General features: G+C 41.2%; 15 protein-coding genes. 7 read left to right on the top strand and 8 right to left on the bottom strand.

The genetic code is table 11. The features are described from left to right. Nucleotides 1–142: 142 nt before the first annotated feature. Nucleotides 143–706: an NADPH-dependent FMN reductase gene (locus FQ085_RS04070; RefSeq protein ID WP_008430413.1), complete on the bottom strand. Its 564-nt coding sequence runs from the start codon at nucleotides 704–706 to the stop codon at nucleotides 143–145. A gap of 134 nt (nucleotides 707–840) precedes the next feature. Beyond that, nucleotides 841–2664, bottom strand: coding sequence for a cation:proton antiporter (locus FQ085_RS04075; RefSeq protein ID WP_149455993.1), 1824 nt, complete (start codon nucleotides 2662–2664; stop codon nucleotides 841–843). Nucleotides 2665–2810: 146 nt separating this feature from the next. On the opposite strand from FQ085_RS04075, the gene FQ085_RS04080 reads away from it, so the two are divergent. Both FQ085_RS04080 and FQ085_RS04085 read left to right on the top strand, forming a co-directional pair. Beyond that, the gene (locus FQ085_RS04080; protein ID WP_058384389.1) at nucleotides 2811–2993 is read left to right on the top strand and encodes an SE1832 family protein; all 183 of its coding nucleotides are present in this window, start codon (nucleotides 2811–2813) and stop codon (nucleotides 2991–2993) included. A gap of 37 nt (nucleotides 2994–3030) precedes the next feature. After that, entirely contained in the window at nucleotides 3031–4596 is a 1566-nt protein-coding gene (locus tag FQ085_RS04085; protein WP_058384388.1) for an ABC-F family ATP-binding cassette domain-containing protein, read from the top strand. Nucleotides 4597–4641: 45 nt separating this feature from the next. Here FQ085_RS04085 and FQ085_RS04090 read toward each other — a convergent pair whose 3' ends face one another. The 3 genes from FQ085_RS04090 to FQ085_RS04100 form a co-directional block, all read right to left on the bottom strand. Then, complete coding sequence (locus FQ085_RS04090; RefSeq protein ID WP_149455994.1) at nucleotides 4642–6096, bottom strand: phospholipase D family protein; 1455 nt, start codon at nucleotides 6094–6096, stop codon at nucleotides 4642–4644. Between the two features lie 94 nt (nucleotides 6097–6190). Further along, entirely contained in the window at nucleotides 6191–6727 is a 537-nt protein-coding gene (locus tag FQ085_RS04095) for an RNA polymerase sigma factor (protein ID WP_058384386.1), read from the bottom strand. 552 nt (nucleotides 6728–7279) lie between these two features. Next, complete coding sequence (locus tag FQ085_RS04100) at nucleotides 7280–8524, bottom strand: CNNM domain-containing protein (protein ID WP_149455995.1); 1245 nt, start codon at nucleotides 8522–8524, stop codon at nucleotides 7280–7282. 149 nt (nucleotides 8525–8673) lie between these two features. On the opposite strand from FQ085_RS04100, the gene FQ085_RS04105 reads away from it, so the two are divergent. The 4 genes from FQ085_RS04105 (at nucleotide 8674) to FQ085_RS04120 (ending at nucleotide 12809) form a co-directional block, all read left to right on the top strand. After that, entirely contained in the window at nucleotides 8674–10050 is a 1377-nt protein-coding gene (locus FQ085_RS04105; RefSeq protein WP_149455996.1) for a dipeptidase, read from the top strand. Between the two features lie 78 nt (nucleotides 10051–10128). Next, nucleotides 10129–10689 carry a glycerol-3-phosphate acyltransferase gene (locus FQ085_RS04110; protein WP_149455997.1) on the top strand — a complete coding sequence of 187 codons (561 nt, stop codon included), beginning with the start codon at nucleotides 10129–10131 and terminating at the stop codon, nucleotides 10687–10689. Nucleotides 10690–10796: 107 nt separating this feature from the next. Beyond that, nucleotides 10797–11660, top strand: a complete 864-nt coding sequence (locus FQ085_RS04115) for a DegV family protein (protein ID WP_078080684.1) — start codon at nucleotides 10797–10799, stop codon at nucleotides 11658–11660. Between the two features lie 129 nt (nucleotides 11661–11789). After that, nucleotides 11790–12809 (top strand): DUF2804 domain-containing protein, encoded by a 1020-nt coding sequence (locus tag FQ085_RS04120; protein WP_058384381.1) that lies wholly within the window; start codon nucleotides 11790–11792, stop codon nucleotides 12807–12809. Nucleotides 12810–12904: 95 nt separating this feature from the next. On the opposite strand, the gene FQ085_RS04125 is transcribed toward FQ085_RS04120, so the two are convergent. Together FQ085_RS04125 and kynA are read right to left on the bottom strand one after the other, a co-directional pair. Continuing rightward, nucleotides 12905–13618 carry a glycerophosphodiester phosphodiesterase family protein gene (locus tag FQ085_RS04125; RefSeq protein ID WP_058384380.1) on the bottom strand — a complete coding sequence of 238 codons (714 nt, stop codon included), beginning with the start codon at nucleotides 13616–13618 and terminating at the stop codon, nucleotides 12905–12907. 10 nt (nucleotides 13619–13628) lie between these two features. Further along, the gene (gene kynA, locus FQ085_RS04130) at nucleotides 13629–14483 is read right to left on the bottom strand and encodes a tryptophan 2,3-dioxygenase (RefSeq protein WP_058384379.1); all 855 of its coding nucleotides are present in this window, start codon (nucleotides 14481–14483) and stop codon (nucleotides 13629–13631) included. 266 nt (nucleotides 14484–14749) lie between these two features. Here kynA and FQ085_RS17985 point away from each other — a divergent pair, with 266 nt between their 5' ends. Beyond that, nucleotides 14750–14896 (top strand): hypothetical protein, encoded by a 147-nt coding sequence (locus tag FQ085_RS17985; protein ID WP_188074707.1) that lies wholly within the window; start codon nucleotides 14750–14752, stop codon nucleotides 14894–14896. 68 nt (nucleotides 14897–14964) lie between these two features. Here FQ085_RS17985 and FQ085_RS04135 read toward each other — a convergent pair whose 3' ends face one another. After that, complete coding sequence (locus FQ085_RS04135) at nucleotides 14965–15810, bottom strand: GNAT family N-acetyltransferase (protein ID WP_149455998.1); 846 nt, start codon at nucleotides 15808–15810, stop codon at nucleotides 14965–14967. Nucleotides 15811–16019 lie beyond the last annotated feature (209 nt).

The raw sequence follows: 16019 nt of genomic DNA on the forward strand, positions 1-16019 counted from the left end.
GGACAGTATTCCAGCCAATTCCGACAGTATTTCGCCTCATCTCGACAGTAAGACCAATTAATGGAATAAAAACTAAACCCATTTCAAATAAAATCCAAAAAGAAGAAACCTCCCACATCCGGAAGGTTTCTTCACTACCTTATTAATGATTATCCAATGTTTCTTTCGACAAATGCTTACTCATTTCAGCATATTGCACGAAAACACGTGCCAATTCGCGCAAGCGATTGTGAACGTCTTCACTGACAATCGTATTGGTTTCGTCAAAATGACTCGTATGCGTGTACACATAGTTTGGCGTTACAAGACAGCGGAAGTAATCAAGAATCGGCTTTAACTGATTTTCAATCACTAAGTGATGCTGATACGTTCCACCGTTTGCCACGATTGATACCGGTTTGTAACGCATCGTGCGCGGGTGAAGCATATCAAATGTATTTTTCAACACACCCGGAATGGATCCTTGGAAAATCGGTGTTGCGATGATATAGCCATCTGCTTCTTCAAAGCGACGAACGATTTCTTGCATGCTGTCATTGTATTCGCCAAGCGGTCGCCCATCAACAAACTGATGATCGTAATCAGCTAACTTTAACAATTTTAACTCAATTTCAGGATTGGTTTCATTAATATAAACTTGAATTTGTTCCAGAATGGCACCGGTTTTTCTGCCGATGATCGTGCCGTCTACTAATAAAACTTTCATACTCTCTTGTCCTCCTCAAAATACGTTCTTGCTGTCGACTGCATCTACTTGCAGCATCGCAATAACCTGTTTGTCTTCATCATAACAAACCCTGTTTCACATTACGTACCTTAATTACTTTTGAGCGAGAGATTTCATTCTTTAGTCTGAGTTCCGTTTTTTGAACGTTTGCTTTCTAAACGTTCCTGCGTTCGCTCAGATTCGGGAGAAGATGCAGTAAAGCTGACGATGGTGTCTCCAGCTTTTGGCTCGAGTTTGTTGTTTTCTGCAAAAAACTCAATTTTGCCTTGGGCGTATTGAACAAACAAAGGAATGGTATCGTTAGACCATTTTGTCTTGAAATCTTCATAAGTAAACTGCTCCGACAATTGTGTTTTGCGCATCGTGTAGCCTGCTTCTGCTTTTGTTTCCAACTTATGGATGTTCCATTCTTCTCCAAATAATGTTCGACCACTCAATGAGGAATGAAAATCGCCTGGGTCGCCTTCTTGAATCGCTGTCTGGTAAAGATTTGCACGGCCCATTTCTGGAACAAAATTATTAACGACGAGCGCGTTATACGAATCAGTTCCAGTCGCAACCACCATCGTTTCATACGGCGTTAAATCAACTTCATAATCAGTGTGTTCCGATAGAATTTCACCGGCATACGTCTTTAGTCCCATTTGACGGGCTTCTTGCAAACGCCCCCAAGAGGAATCTATAATCAAAACGCTTTTTTCAAGATCCGCTAATACTTTGCCGAGTTTTGTCGCGAACCGGCTAGCACCGATAATAATGACCCCTGGATCGTCAGCTGTCGCAAGTCCAAGCTTTTTGCCAACCCAGCCAATCGTAAAGCCGTGGACAATCACAGTAGAAAAGACCAGTGCAAATGTTAAAGCGGTCAACAACTCCGCATCCGCAAAACCAGCTTCCAGCAAGACGCCTGCAAAATACCCCGAGACGGTCAATGCGACAATGCCACGAGGTGCGATCCAGCCAACCAGCGTTTTTTCTTGAATCGTCAAGTCCGTCCCAATGGTCGACAACCAGATGGATAAAGGTCGAACGATAAACAGCATTGCCAATACAAAGGAAATCACTTGCCAATTAAAGATACCGATCAAGACCTCTAAGCTAAGCGAAGCCGTGAGCATGACGAAAATACTAGAAATCAACAAGACAGAAATATTTTCTTTAAAATGACGCATATCGTTAATAGACGCAATGTTCATGTTGGCCATAATCATTCCCATTGCTGTAACTGCTAGTAGTCCTGTTTCGTGCATTACAATGTCTGACACAACGAAAACCAATAACACTACACCAAATACCATCGGAGCTTTGAGGAATTCTGGAACTTGTCCTTTTTCGAACATCATTCCCATTAGCCATCCTGCTCCAGCACCGAGTGCAACAGCAAACAATGATGCCAAGAAAAATAAGCCAAACGCAGCTGCAGTCTCATCACCAATGGCAAACAACACAAATTGAAACGCAAACAAAGCGAGCAGCGCACCAAAAGGATCCACTACAATTCCTTCCCATTTCAAGATAGCTGCAGGACGTGATTTTAACTTAGCCTGCCGCAACATCGGTAAAATAACCGTAGGTCCGGTAACGATGAATAAGCCACCAATAACAAACGCTACACCAAACGATAGCCCAGCTATATAATGGGCTGCGAGAGATCCTGCAATCCAGGCGATAAAAGCACCAAGTGTAACGATTCGTAAAATGGGTTTGCTAAAGTTACGAATTTCTTTAAAATTTAAATTCAAACTGCCTTCAAATAAGATAATGGCAACCGCTAACGAAATAAACGGATTAAACAATTCTCCAAAACTCTCTGCAGGGTGAATCACTTCAAAAATCGGGCCTACGAGAAGCCCCGCAATTGACATCAGTACAATAGCAGGAAGCTGAAGACGCCAAGCGATCCATTGGGAAAGCACTCCCAGAAAAATAATAAGCATCAAGTCAAATAATAAGGTATCGATGGCAGGTCACTTCCTTTCGTTCTTTTTTGGCATTATACAGGTATTATATATTGAATGGGAATCGTAAAGCATTCAATTTTCGTGTTTTTGTGTTACACTGGTAGAAAAATAAGGGTGATTTTGTGAACAAGCAGGAATTGGAATATGCGATTGCTGAACTGAAGATGGATTATGTAAGCCATCAAGGTGATATCGAAAAGCTCGAAACGACTGGACACGCTGGCATGGTGGAGAAAGCAGAACTACGGTTAGAAAAAATGGAACGACAACTTGCGGAATTAAACCAAAAACTCGCGGATCTGTAACCGCGATTTTTTTTATGATAATGGAGGAATTTATTAAATGAGTTTATTAACAGTAGAAAATTTAAGCCATACTTTCGGTGATCGTACTCTTTTTAACGATGTATCATTCCGTTTGGTCGAAGGCGAACATGTGGGATTAGTCGGAGCCAATGGAGTTGGTAAATCGACAATGATGAACATTTTAACGGGCAAAATCATTCATGACGACGGACGCGTTGAATGGCAGCCACGGACACATTATGGTTATTTAGATCAACATACGCAATTGCAACCAGGACGTTCAATCCGTCAAACTCTTCAAGACGCGTTCTTACCTCTTTATAAAAAAGAAGAAGAACTGAACGATGTTGCGATGCAAATGGGCGATGCGGATCCTGAGCGATTAGAAGAATTGCTTGAGCAAATGGCTGAAGCGCAAGATGCTTTAGATGCTGGTGATTTTTACACACTTGATGGCAAAGTGGAAGAAATCGCTCGCGGTTTGGGTCTTGATGCAATTGGACTTGACCGCAATGTTGAAGCTCTTTCCGGCGGACAACGCACAAAGCTATTGCTTGCCAAACTGCTTCTTGAAAAACCAAAAGTTTTGCTTTTGGATGAGCCGACCAACTATCTCGACGAAGAGCATATTCAATGGCTTGTTAACTATTTAAAAAACTACCCACATGCCTTCCTATTGATTTCACATGATACGGAATTTATGAGCAGTGTTACGAGCGTCATTTTCCACTTGGAATTTTCACGTTTAACTCGCTACACAGCAACTTATGAGAAATTTATTGAACTTGCAGAACTAAGCAAGCAACAGCATTTGGATGCTTATGAAAGACAAGAAGACATGATCAAAAAAACTGAGACCTTTATTGCGAAAAACAAAGCTCGTGCTTCTACAACGGGTCGTGCTAAATCTCGCCAGAAACAGCTGGATCGTATGGACCGCATTGATAAGCCTGAAGTTGCAGCAAAACCGCAATTTGCTTTTAAAGAAACACGTAGCCCGAGTCGTTATGTTGTGGAAGCGGAAGCTCTATCGATTGGCTATGACAAAGCACTTCTTCCACCATTAACGTTTATGATCGAACGCGGGGAAAAAATTGCGCTTGTCGGCATGAATGGTGTCGGTAAATCGACGTTACTCAAAACAATGCTCGGCAAAATCAAACCGCTTGATGGTGATGTTCTGCGCGGAGAATATTTGACGCCAAGTTATTTCGAACAGGAAGTCAAAGCGCCAACTCATACGCCGCTGGACGAAATCTGGTCAGCTTACCCAAGTATGGACCAGGGCCAAGTACGTGGCGCACTTGCTCGTACAGGTTTGAAAAACGAGCATATCTCACGTCCAATGACGCAGTTGAGCGGTGGCGAACAAGCTAAAGTTCGACTGTGCAAGTTGATGATGGAAGAAAGCAATTGGCTCATTTTCGATGAGCCTACGAATCACTTGGACATCGATGCAAAAGCTGAATTAAAACGTGCGATGCAAGCATATAAAGGCACAATTGTTTTGGTCAGCCACGAGCCTGAATTTTACGAAGGACTGGCAACAAAAGTCTGGGATGTTGAAGAATGGATTTCTGCGGGTAAACCGGAAGAAGTTTAAGAACCGAAAAAATGCCTCTTCTGGTTTTCCAGAAGAGGCATTTTTTTAATAAGTCGTTAACTTAAACAGTTTTTGGAAGCCATAAATTCCGCGTTGCCAAAAGCTGAAATCATCTTGATATTCTTCGACATCGAGTGTATAAAGCGCATCCTCGTTACTCCATAGCCGATCGAAATACTGAGTCATTTCTGTAGTCAGTTCACTGTCATTCGGTGCTTCGATGCGTAATGTACTTTCAAGGTTGTAGTCATTGAATGCTCGTTCCGTATAATTCGTTGAGCCGCCCATGACGACTGTTTCATCTTGCCTTTGAATCATAATAGATTTTGTATGAAACTGGCCGACGACTGCATTATACCAACGCACTTGCAAATGATCATCTGATTCGGCAAGCATTTCATTCACTACAGGTCGGTTCGGCAATCCTGTTTTTTCGGTACCAAAAGCATTTTCGTTGGCATCTAGTATCAGGTGCACGTCGACCCCGCGATTAGCCGCATCCGTTAACGCATTGACCACACTCGTCTCTGAGATATAGAACATCGCCAGTTGAATCGAGTCTCCTTTTTTTGTTTGTTCAATATCGGAAAGTAACGCATCTAACACTTTTCGCTCTGTCAGGTATTGAACTTCGTATTGACCTTGTTGTTCAGTTGCTTTGATTCTCGGAAAGTCCGGTCCGCCTGAAAACTGGGACACGGCTTCTTCAGCTGCTAAAATATCATTGATGATCGGACCACTGACTTTGAAAGCCATATTGCCATGCAACCCACTGGCATTGTGAGGGTTTGCTGAGCTGATGATTGCTTCTTTTTCGGTAATGACCGCTTTTCTGTGATTGGCTTTAATATTCATCATTTCCAGATAAGAAGATGCCGTTAAATCAGGTGCATCACTCGACATGCCGTTTGGTATCCATCCCTTTCCACTGTTATCGAACCATTGAAAAATGATACGGTAAAATCCGGAATAAAGTGGTGTGGAATCGCGTAGCTTGTCCAGATCCGTCACAATGACTTCAACGCCTTCAGTTTCTAATGTATCTAGAAATTGGCTGTCATAAGATCCATAACCGTAATTTAATGGATCGGTGATAAAATAGATTGGCAGATTCGGATTTTTTTCTTTTTTATCTAATAAGTGATCTGTTAAAGTTTCTGCTACTGCTGGAAAATCTGTTTTTTGGTCATTGTAATTATCGAAAAGGAAAAGGTCTATGACGATGAATTCTTCTGCTTGATCAATCATTGCGTAAATTTCATTGAATATCTGCAGTTCACTTTCTGTTTCCGTACCTTCTTTGTCTTGTGCATACGACAAGTCATAGATCATTTCAACTTGGTCTACTTTGTGAAGATCACCTGCAGTTGAAACTCCTTCAGGTAAAGGCTTAAATGTCTGCCAAGCGATAACTGCGATATAAAGGAACGCCAGAACACCGAGACTTCTCATACTAATTCTTTTTCTTTTGCTCCCACTTTTAAACGTTCTCTTTTTCATAGACTTTCCCCCTTAAGTCCATTATAACCAGCAAAAGATTAAAATTCTTATAATTTTTTCCATAAAAAAAGCAACCGAAAATTCGGTTGCTTTTTTAAATGGCTACGACGTACTCGCGTGTCCGAGCATCATCCATCAACATATCTTTTAAGCGTTGTTTGCCGCGGAACAAACGAGATTTCACCGTACCGATTGACACTTTCATGACATCGGCAATTTCAATCAACGAGTATTGGTGAACATAAAAATACAAAATTGTCGTACGGTAAATCGAATCTAGCTCTGAAATTTTATGTCGAATCATAACGGAAACATCTTGTTTTTCCAACAATTCAGCTACACCTTCTGAATCCGAAGCGATTAGATCAAGCAAAGAAACGTCCAAGCCTTCTGGCTGTTGTATCAAGTGCTTGCTGCGTCTTACATTTTTGCGGTAACGATCACGGAACGTATTCATACAGATGGTTGTCAGCCATGCTTTGACATGGTCCACCTCAGCAATAGAGGATTCGTAGCGTACAACTTTTAGCCAAACTTCTTGCATTAAATCTTCCGCTTCTGCTTTATTGCGTGTTAGTTTTAAGCATAAATGGTAGATGTATCGATTGTATTCTGTATATAACGTTTCCATGATCGTGCCCCCGTCCGTTCTGATTGTCCAGCGAAGCCATCAACGCTTCCGCTTTGTCTTATATCCTTATATTGACGGAAATTTTGCTTTCACTCTATCGCTTGTACTTTCATTCTCCTTACAAATGTGTAATATTGGGAACCTGCAATTTGAAATTGTATAAATTGAACTAATAACTGACAGCTGGAAAGTTTCGGTTGTGGGCACTTCTCAAGTTAGATAAGTTAAATGAAAGAAACCGAATTTCTACACCGCTTTAGGCATGACTTCCGTGGGTAAGTGAACTGCCGAACTCACTTGTGCGTCCAGCCAAAGTGAGTTCGGCGCAAGCCCTTGGCAACTGATACCGTGACGTCCTTTCGAACCAGATGCATATCCCAAATCCTGTAGGCCCGAAAACACAGCTGTTTTGCGGAATATCGACAAGTAGAAATCATTAGTTCAACCTATTTCTAAATTTCTACTCTGCTCGCTTCCCTACAATAGTATGACGATAGATGATTTCTCTAGTCATCTATCAAAAAAAACCTCTGTCCGGAGACAGAGGTTTTTTTAGACTGAGACTTCTTCTTTATCTGTTTTTGTAATGGTTAAGCGAACAATCCGGTTACGATCCATTTCGTTGATTTCAACGTAAAGATTTTCATAGGTAAACTGTTCGCCTTCTTCTGGCACATGACCCAGTTGCTGCATGACAAATCCTGCAATGGTGTCATGATCATTTGGCACTTCGACGTTGAACATATCGTTGACGTCTTCAATTTCAAGACGCCCATGACAAGACAATATCTTGTCGGTCATTTCAAAAACTAATTCATCATCATCTTCATCTGTTTCATCTTCGATATCCTGACCAATCATTTCTTCGATAATGTCTTCGTGTGTAACGATGCCTAGTGTGCCACCGTACTCGTCTAAAATAACAGCCATATGCTTTTTCTTCGACATCATCATCTTAAAGACTTTTTCCACACTAACCGATTGGACAACGAACAGTGGATTATCGTCCATCAATTCTTCTAAGGTCAAATTCGGATTCATCGACCATTCAATCAATTTTTTCGAATAAAACAAGCCAACGACATTATCCATGCTTTCTTCGTAAACAGGATAACGCGTATAAGACGAATCTAAGATTAGATCGCGAACTTCTTCATAGGTCGAGTCAATGGAAATTCCTACCGTGTCTGTTCGGTGAGTAGACATAACATCTGATACGTCTTTATGAGGGAAATCCAAAACTCCTTTGATACGTTCAGATTCATCTTCTTCAAAAGTGCCTTCTGTCGATGCAATATCAACCATCGTTCGCAATTCCTCTTTCGTCATAGTCGCTTCTTTTACTGTACCTTTTGAAATGATACGAATAAAAATATTCGTAAATTGCGCCAGCAACCAAGTTAACGGCAGCAATGCAACGACCATAAAACTGATAACTGGGAAAACAATATAAGCCACTTTATCAGCAAATGTAGCTGAAATGGTTTTAGGTAACACTTCTCCAAAAATAATTAAAATGACCGTCAAAATGGCAGTGGCAACTCCGACTTCCCATCCTCTAGTAATAGCGATTGTCGTTACCAGCGTTGGCAACATAATATTGGCAATATTATTACCGATTAAGATTGTTGTAATCATTCGGTCCGGCTTCGCAATCAATTTCTGCAGTTTCTGCGCCTTGGCGTCACCCTGCTCTGCGCGAAGATGGACCTTCATCCTATTTACTGCGGTCAATGCCGTTTCGCTTCCCGATAAGAAAAACGACATGAATAAAAAGATACCTAATGCTATAAACAATTTTATTTCCTCCAGTGTCATAAACACAAAATTTTACGAACTCTTTCCGTAGTAAACACTATACCATAGCCAATTTCCACTTGTCGAAAACCAAAACCTGGTATGTTATACTTTTTTTATACGTAAATTTAACGAATCGAGGGATCCTGATGAACATTCAAGCTGTAGACCAATACTTTAAAGACAACCGGGAAACACATTTAGACGAATTAAAAACGTTTTTACGCATTCCTTCAGTAAGTTCTTTATCTGAACACAAAGCCGATATGCACAAAGCTGCAGAATGGCTGGTCACTGCGATGGAACATGTAGGTTTGGAAAATGTTAAAATCGACCAAACTGATGGACATCCTGTTGTTTATGCAGACTGGCTTCATGCAGAAGGCAAACCCACTGTACTCGTATACGGCCATTACGATGTGCAGCCAGTAGACCCTCTACACCTTTGGGAATCAGCTCCTTTTGAGCCACAAGTGCGCGATAACAAATTGTTTGCTCGCGGTGCAAGTGACGACAAAGGACAAGTTTTTATGCACGTCAAAGCCGTGGAAGCTTTACTCAAGTTAAACGATGAATTGCCAGTGAACATTAAATTCATTATCGAAGGTGAAGAAGAAATCGGCAGTCCGAATCTTCCGAAATACGTCGAAGAAAACCAAGAATTATTAAAGGCGGATATCATCGTCATTTCCGATACAGGCATGCAAGGACCTGGGCGTCCTGCTGTATGCTATGGTTTGCGCGGACTTGCTGGTATTCAAATTGATGTCAAAGGACCAAAAGGCGATTTGCATTCTGGTCTTTACGGCGGCGCAGTCCAAAACCCATTGCATGCTATTGTGGAAATCTTACAATCGTTCCGCGACAAAGAAGGCTTAATTCAAGTAGACGGTTTTTATGACGACGTTATCGAAGTATCAGACAAAGAGCGCGAAGAATTTGCCGCACTTGAATTTGATCTTGAACACGAAAAACAGGAAATTGGTATTTCGGAGGACTTTGGTGAGGTAGGCTATTCTTTTGTTGAGCGAACCTGGATTCGCCCGACACTTGAAGTAAACGGCATTACTGGGGGCTTCTCAGGTGAAGGCATCAAAACTGTGCTTCCTGCTGAAGCTAGCACAAAAATTACCTGTCGCTTAGTGCCTAATCAAGACCCAGACGACATCGTAGCGAAACTAAAAGCACATGTTGAATCCCATAAACCTGCCGGCGTAACTGTTGAAATTACGGAGTTTGATAAAGGAAAACCTTTCTTGACACCGTTCGATCACCCTGCCATTCAAGCAGCCGGACGTTCTTACGAGAAAGTTTACGGAGTGCCAACTGCCTTTACACGGATGGGCGGATCGATTCCAATTGTTGCTGCATTCGACGAAATTCTTGGCTTGCCTGTTGTCTTAATGGGCTTCGGACTGGCATCTGAAAATTTTCATGCACCCAATGAACATTTCCATTTGGAGAACTTTGATAAAGGACTTCGCGTCATTAGCGACTACCTTTTCGAAGCAGCCAAGCTAAATTAATCTATTCTATAAAGGCCTTCCTGATATGCAGGGAAGGCCTTTATACTTTGAGCTATTTTTGGAATTGGGGGACTTTCTATGATTGTTTACTGGCTAGTATCCTATTTAATCGGTAATTTCCTAACTGCTTGGTGGATTGGTAAATGGAAAGGTGTTGATTTACGTCAGCAACGCAGCGGTAATCTCGGCGCGCGAAATGCCGGCGCTATTCTCGGAAAATCCGCGTTTGTTTTGACTTTTCTCGGCGATGCTGGAAAAGGCGCGTTAGTTGTCTGGATTGGTTTCTTTTTTAATTTTTCTATTTGGGCAATAGCTGTCGCCGGTTTGGCTGTTATTCTCGGTCACTTGTTTCCTTTTTGGCTCAAGTACCGAGGTGGCAAAGGAATTGCTGCTTTTGTCGGTGTAACTTTTTGTTTAACACCGGATTTATTTTTAGTTATGTTTATTTTATTTTTGGCGTTTTATCCTTGGTTCAAAAGCGCCACCTTATCCATGCTTGCAAGTTTTACCGGGTTTGTAGCAATGGCGTTACTTTTGCAGGTATGGTTTGTCATCTGGCCGCTATTTATAGCGATTATCGTTATTGTAATTAAGCATAAATCAGATATCCAAAAATCATTCAATAGCCGATTCCGCTGATTTTCTCATTCGTTATGAGTAGTTTTTCAACTCGTACTATCGTTGAAATATTATCCATGGTATAGTTTTTGTATTCAAATTATTCTAAAAAAGATAGGGGTTTTTTTATGAAAAAGCCGATAGCGTGGATTATGGATACGACTGGCTTTGTAACTGAAGAATTTAAAGCACATCCGGACGTTTATATCGTTCCACTGAATATTCATTTTGGCACAGAAGAGTTTGTTGACGATGGCATTGATTTGACGAACGATGAACTTTATAAACGTATTAAAGAAGCGACCAGTTTCCCAAAAACTTCTCAGCCATCTGCTGGAAAATTCGCGGAGTTGTATGACAAATTAAAAAATGACTATGAATGCGCTATTGCTGTCCATGCTTCGACAAAACTCAGCGGAACCATTGCCTCTTCTACTGCTGGTGCGGAAATGAGTGACTTTAAAATCTATGCCATCGATTCACTAGCGTTATCCTATGGCTTGTCTGGCTTGATTGAACGTGGACTTACGCTTGAAAAACAAGGGCTCGAAGCTATGGAAATTGCGCAGCGATTGGAAAAGGAAACAGCGGATTTCCGTAATTATATTTTAATCGGTAATCTGTCCCAACTTTATAAAGGTGGACGAATGAGTGGCGCTCAATATTATTTGGGAAGTTTGTTGCAGATTAAACCGATTGTTCAGCTGACCCCTGATGGTGAATTAAAACCGATTGATAAAGTTCGCTCACATAAAAAAGCCATTCAGTATTTAATAAATCATGCGAAAAAAGATCATGATGAGTACGGTGTTCAGCGCTTCCAAATCATGCATGGTCACGTCATGAAAGAGGCTGAAAGTCTAAAACAAGAGCTCCTAAAAGAAATTCCGGCTGCGGATATTTTAATTGGTGACTTGAGTTCATCACTGGCCGTTCATGCTGGAGAAGGGACAGTTGCTTTGCAATGGCGAAAACCAGTTTTGTCGCATTAGTACAGGACTAATGACCTGATAGTCATTTAATCTTTCTAGACTTTCCAACTGAATCCACCCGTCCTAAAAGGATATTTAGTATTTGTTCTGCTACAATAAGAGTAGAAGAATGATGGTGAGGTGGATTTAATGCAACATGTAGAACGAGAGCTTACTGAATTTGTAAAACTTTGTGATGCAAGAGGCAAATTAAATCCAAAAGCGATTGGATATGCAAAGCAACCTTTGGTAGAAAGTAATTTACGTGGTAATTTTATGCGTAAAAAAAAATGGAATTCATGGTGCATATTCGGTGATGAAATTTTGTTTTCAGCAACTATTTCTCATCTCGATTACGCGACTGTTTGTGTTGTTTATTTCCTTAATTATGAAACACAACGATTTTATGAAAAAACAGTCATCATGCCATTCACGCGCCATGTGAAATTACCCGAAAACGCATTGGCTCCTTGCTATTTCCGTAGCGATTCTATGACGATTGAATCTATACATAGCCAGAACGCAACCCATCTTACTGTCAACGCGAAAGAATTTGACGGAGAAGATTTAGAAGCGATTTTGGTTATTAGGCACCCTAAAGATTATGACTCGTTGAATGTCGTTGTCCCCTGGAATCGTCATACTTTCCAGTTCACCGGTAAGCATATGTCTTTACCCGTAACTGGCATGGTTAAAATTGGCAGTCAGAATTTTAAGTTTGATCCTCTAGACAGCTTTGCCGTATTGGACTTCGGACGAGGTGTTTGGCCCCGAGAATCTCTTCGGAATTGGGCGATGACTTCCCAACGATCGCTCGGAAAAGTGATCGGCTTGAATTTAGGCGGCAAGTGGACAGATGGCACAGGAATGACAGAAAATGCTTTTTTCGTTAACGGTAAGATGACGAAAATCCATGAAGATGTCTTGTTTCACTATGACCGCCAAGACTACAAAAGACCTTGGTTGATTCATAGTAGGTTTTCTGATGATGTCAGATTGACCTTTTCTCCGTTTTTTGAACGTGTGTCCGCAAATGATGCGCGGCTCGTTAAGTCGGAAATTCATCAACTTTTTGGCTATTACAATGGCTACGTACGCTATGCTGATGGCAAAAAACTAAAAATTACGCAACTTCTCGGCTCTATCGAGGAGAATTATGCTAAATGGTAATTCAAAAAAGCCGAATTGGAAAAATCCAATTCGGCTTTTTTGCCGTTCACTTTTGTGATAAATATCATTTTATTCAGCTTGCTAGTTTTAGTTGTTCACCCAAAATGGGCGAGCATTTTTTCTGGATAATCCGTAAAGATGCCATGAACTCCAATTCTTTGTAATTCCTCTGCATAGCTAATGTCATTGACTGTATAAACATAAACAATCGCGCCTTTTCTCAATGCGTCGGTAGTCATTCTTCTAAAAGCTGATGGCAAGGAAACATTGATCCGCTTTGTCCCAATGACGCGCGCGTAATCATAGACGTCTACCATTACTTCAAATGTTAGGATAGCACTTTCCACTTGTTTTCCTTGCACAACTGTTTGAATGTCTTCGTGATTAAAAGAAGAAATCAATACACGATTCGTAAATCCTCGCTTAGCAGCCAAATCAATTACTCCATCGACTAAGCCGTCATATGGAAAGACATCCGATTTTAACTCGATATTCAGTCGGTGGTTGGTCTCTTGAAAAATGTCGAACACTTCGTCCAACGTAAGAATTTTTTCATCGCTCCACTCTTCAGAATACCAAGAGCCACAATCAAGCTCTTTTAATTCTTTTAACGTTAAGTCTTTTACGTAGCCTTTGCCGTTGGTCGTGCGGTTAACTTTTTCATCGTGGATGACGACAATTTGACCATCTTTGGTCAAATGAACATCAATTTCTACGCCTGTGATTGGCAATTCAGCCGCTGCACGAAAAGCTACTGCTGTATTTTCTGGATAACTACCCGAGCACCCTCTATGTGCATAAATTTTCACAAAAACCCTCCTAGATATCTGTTCGTATTTCCCACAGTTCAGGGAAAAAGTATTGATCTAATACTTTTTTCAAGTAATTAACTCCAGATGAACCTCCAGTTCCTTGCTTGAATCCAATAATCCGTTCTACTGTCTTCATGTGGCGGAAACGCCATTGCTGTAGCCAATCTTCAATATCGACTAATTTCTCCGCTAATTGATACAATTCCCAGTAAGTATCCACGTCACGATAAACCGTCTTCCAAGCTTCACGGACGCTATCATTAGATTCATAAACCATACTGACATCGCGTTGCAATACTTCTTCATCGATCACAAATCCACTTCTTGCCAGTTTCTGAATCGCCGCATCGTAAAGACCGGGAGCATTGAACGCTTTTTCAAGCTGTGCGTGAAGCGGTGCGTCTTTTTCATAAATTTTCAATACGTGTTTCGTTTTATAACCCAGAGCAAATTCAATCATACGGTATTGATAAGATTGAAATCCACTGGCGTTACCAAGATCATCACGAAACTCCATATATTCAGCAGGGGTCAATGTAGACAAGACGTCCCATCCTTGGATAATCTGCGCTTGAATCCGCGATACCCTTGCCAATTGCTTGAATGCTGGCTGCAAATCGTCTTTCGTAATGTTATCGATAGCTGATTGCAACTCATGCAAAATTAGCTTCATCCATAGTTCTGATACTTGGTGAATGATGATAAACAAAGTTTCATCATGATGTCCGCTAACGCCATCTTGTGCTGTTAACAACTTATCTAAATGCAAGTAGTCCCCATAGGTCATACTTTCTTTAAAATCTGTACGAATATTCTTTTCGGTTGCAGCTGCGATATTTTGTCCGTTTTCGTAATTGTTCATTCAAATCACTCCGTTTGTTCTCAGCTTAGGCTCTGCTAGTCTCAGTTGTAAGGTCTTCTGTAAACAATTGAGTAACCCCTAAAAATCCGGGAATATACACAGTATAAGCTAAATGTAAGGGTGAAGTCAGATGATTTTTAATAACAAGAATACATTGCCTCTACTGCTATCTTCTGTTTGGCTGCTTGCTGTGTGGAGATGATAAACAGGTAACTGACCCTGTAACCAATGACAATCAAGAACAATCTCTCCATTCGGACAGTAGTTTGGACCAAAATCATATTGGAGGTAACACATTCGGCTTTACTGAGTTTGATGTCAACGTCGACTATCCAGGGATGGACGATGAAATTAAAGTCGAAGTTACGTATCCGGACGGCATAAAAAAAGAATACAAACAAATCAGCAACTGATTTGTTGAGTAGACTGTCAGTTGCAACGTACTCCAGAAAATCGTTCGCTGATGCGGATGATTTTTTGATTATACAGTTTCGTGTTTCCAGTAAGAAATGGTCTGTATTCTTTGAAATCCGGATTTTTCGTAAACATATAGTGCGTCATTATCCGTTTCGACGTCTAGCAGCACTTCCGTAAGTCCCCGCTGAAACGCCAACTGCCGACACCACGTTAAAAACTGTTGACCATACCCACGGCCTTGCTGATCCGGATGAACGGCAAATGCAGTTACCCATAAGGCGTTCTCTTCGATCACAAGCGTTGCAGTCGCGATTAACTGCTGGTCTTTTTGCAGCAGCCAAATCTCTCTTTCTGGATCTACCATATTGTGCTCCATAATTGGTGTCATTGTATCGTCAAATGACGCGGTCAACAACTCCATTAATTCTTTCGCTGCACCTGCATAAGGAACAAACTCGACGCCTTCAGTTTCTTTATCATCTCGTAATGGCTTAGCAGAAAGCACTATTTCATTAAAGTCTGGGTGATAGTTGATACTTTCCATAAACGCAGAAATTTCCATATCTCCGGCGAAAGCCGCTAGCTTACTTTCCGCTTGGCGCTGTTCCAGGGCATGAGAAACACCATCTGCTAGAGCGGTTCCAAGTGAATGTCTTCGGTAATCCGGATGAACAAATAGTGACCATTCATAATGATGCAACCCGACCATATCTGCTGCTGCGGCAAAGCCAATCAACTCTTCTTGATCTGTGTAGGCAATCACGGCAAACCCTCTTGAATCAGCAGCTCTCCACAAGTTGGGATGAAGAACCGTTTGATGCTCAGTCGGCAAGTCGCTCAACAACTGCTCCATATCCCTGGCTGTTTGTTCGTCTACTGGAAATGAAAGGATTGATAACGACAATTCCATCTTACGACCTCCTAAAAATTTAAATTCCACTAAAGCGGTTTGCAGAAAAAATTTTACTATCTCCCTGTATTTTATCCTATCATACAGTAGCGGAATCCGGTATTCGCCTCAAAAGGACAAATAAAGACGGTTAAACCAAAAGGCCTGTTCCGTATTAACCGGAACAGACCTTTTTCTCCAATTAGACTATCTGTACTAGAGCGAATCTG

The organism is Planococcus sp. ANT_H30 (assembly GCF_008369335.1).
Taxonomy (GTDB): Bacteria; Bacillota; Bacilli; order Bacillales_A; family Planococcaceae; genus Planococcus; species Planococcus kocurii.

Coding starts and splice junctions, on each gene's coding strand:
- FQ085_RS04075 (WP_149455993.1), bottom strand. CDS start 2,664: ATGCTTATTATTTTTCTGGGAGTGCTTTCCCAATGGATCGCTTGGCGT.
- FQ085_RS04090 (WP_149455994.1), bottom strand. CDS start 6,096: ATGAAAAAGAGAACGTTTAAAAGTGGGAGCAAAAGAAAAAGAATTAGT.
- FQ085_RS04070 (WP_008430413.1), bottom strand. CDS start 706: ATGAAAGTTTTATTAGTAGACGGCACGATCATCGGCAGAAAAACCGGT.
- FQ085_RS04110 (WP_149455997.1), top strand. CDS start 10,129: ATGATTGTTTACTGGCTAGTATCCTATTTAATCGGTAATTTCCTAACT.
- FQ085_RS04085 (WP_058384388.1), top strand. CDS start 3,031: ATGAGTTTATTAACAGTAGAAAATTTAAGCCATACTTTCGGTGATCGT.
- FQ085_RS04095 (WP_058384386.1), bottom strand. CDS start 6,727: ATGGAAACGTTATATACAGAATACAATCGATACATCTACCATTTATGC.
- FQ085_RS04120 (WP_058384381.1), top strand. CDS start 11,790: ATGCAACATGTAGAACGAGAGCTTACTGAATTTGTAAAACTTTGTGAT.
- FQ085_RS04115 (WP_078080684.1), top strand. CDS start 10,797: ATGAAAAAGCCGATAGCGTGGATTATGGATACGACTGGCTTTGTAACT.
- kynA (WP_058384379.1), bottom strand. CDS start 14,483: ATGAACAATTACGAAAACGGACAAAATATCGCAGCTGCAACCGAAAAG.
- FQ085_RS04105 (WP_149455996.1), top strand. CDS start 8,674: ATGAACATTCAAGCTGTAGACCAATACTTTAAAGACAACCGGGAAACA.
- FQ085_RS04135 (WP_149455998.1), bottom strand. CDS start 15,810: ATGGAATTGTCGTTATCAATCCTTTCATTTCCAGTAGACGAACAAACA.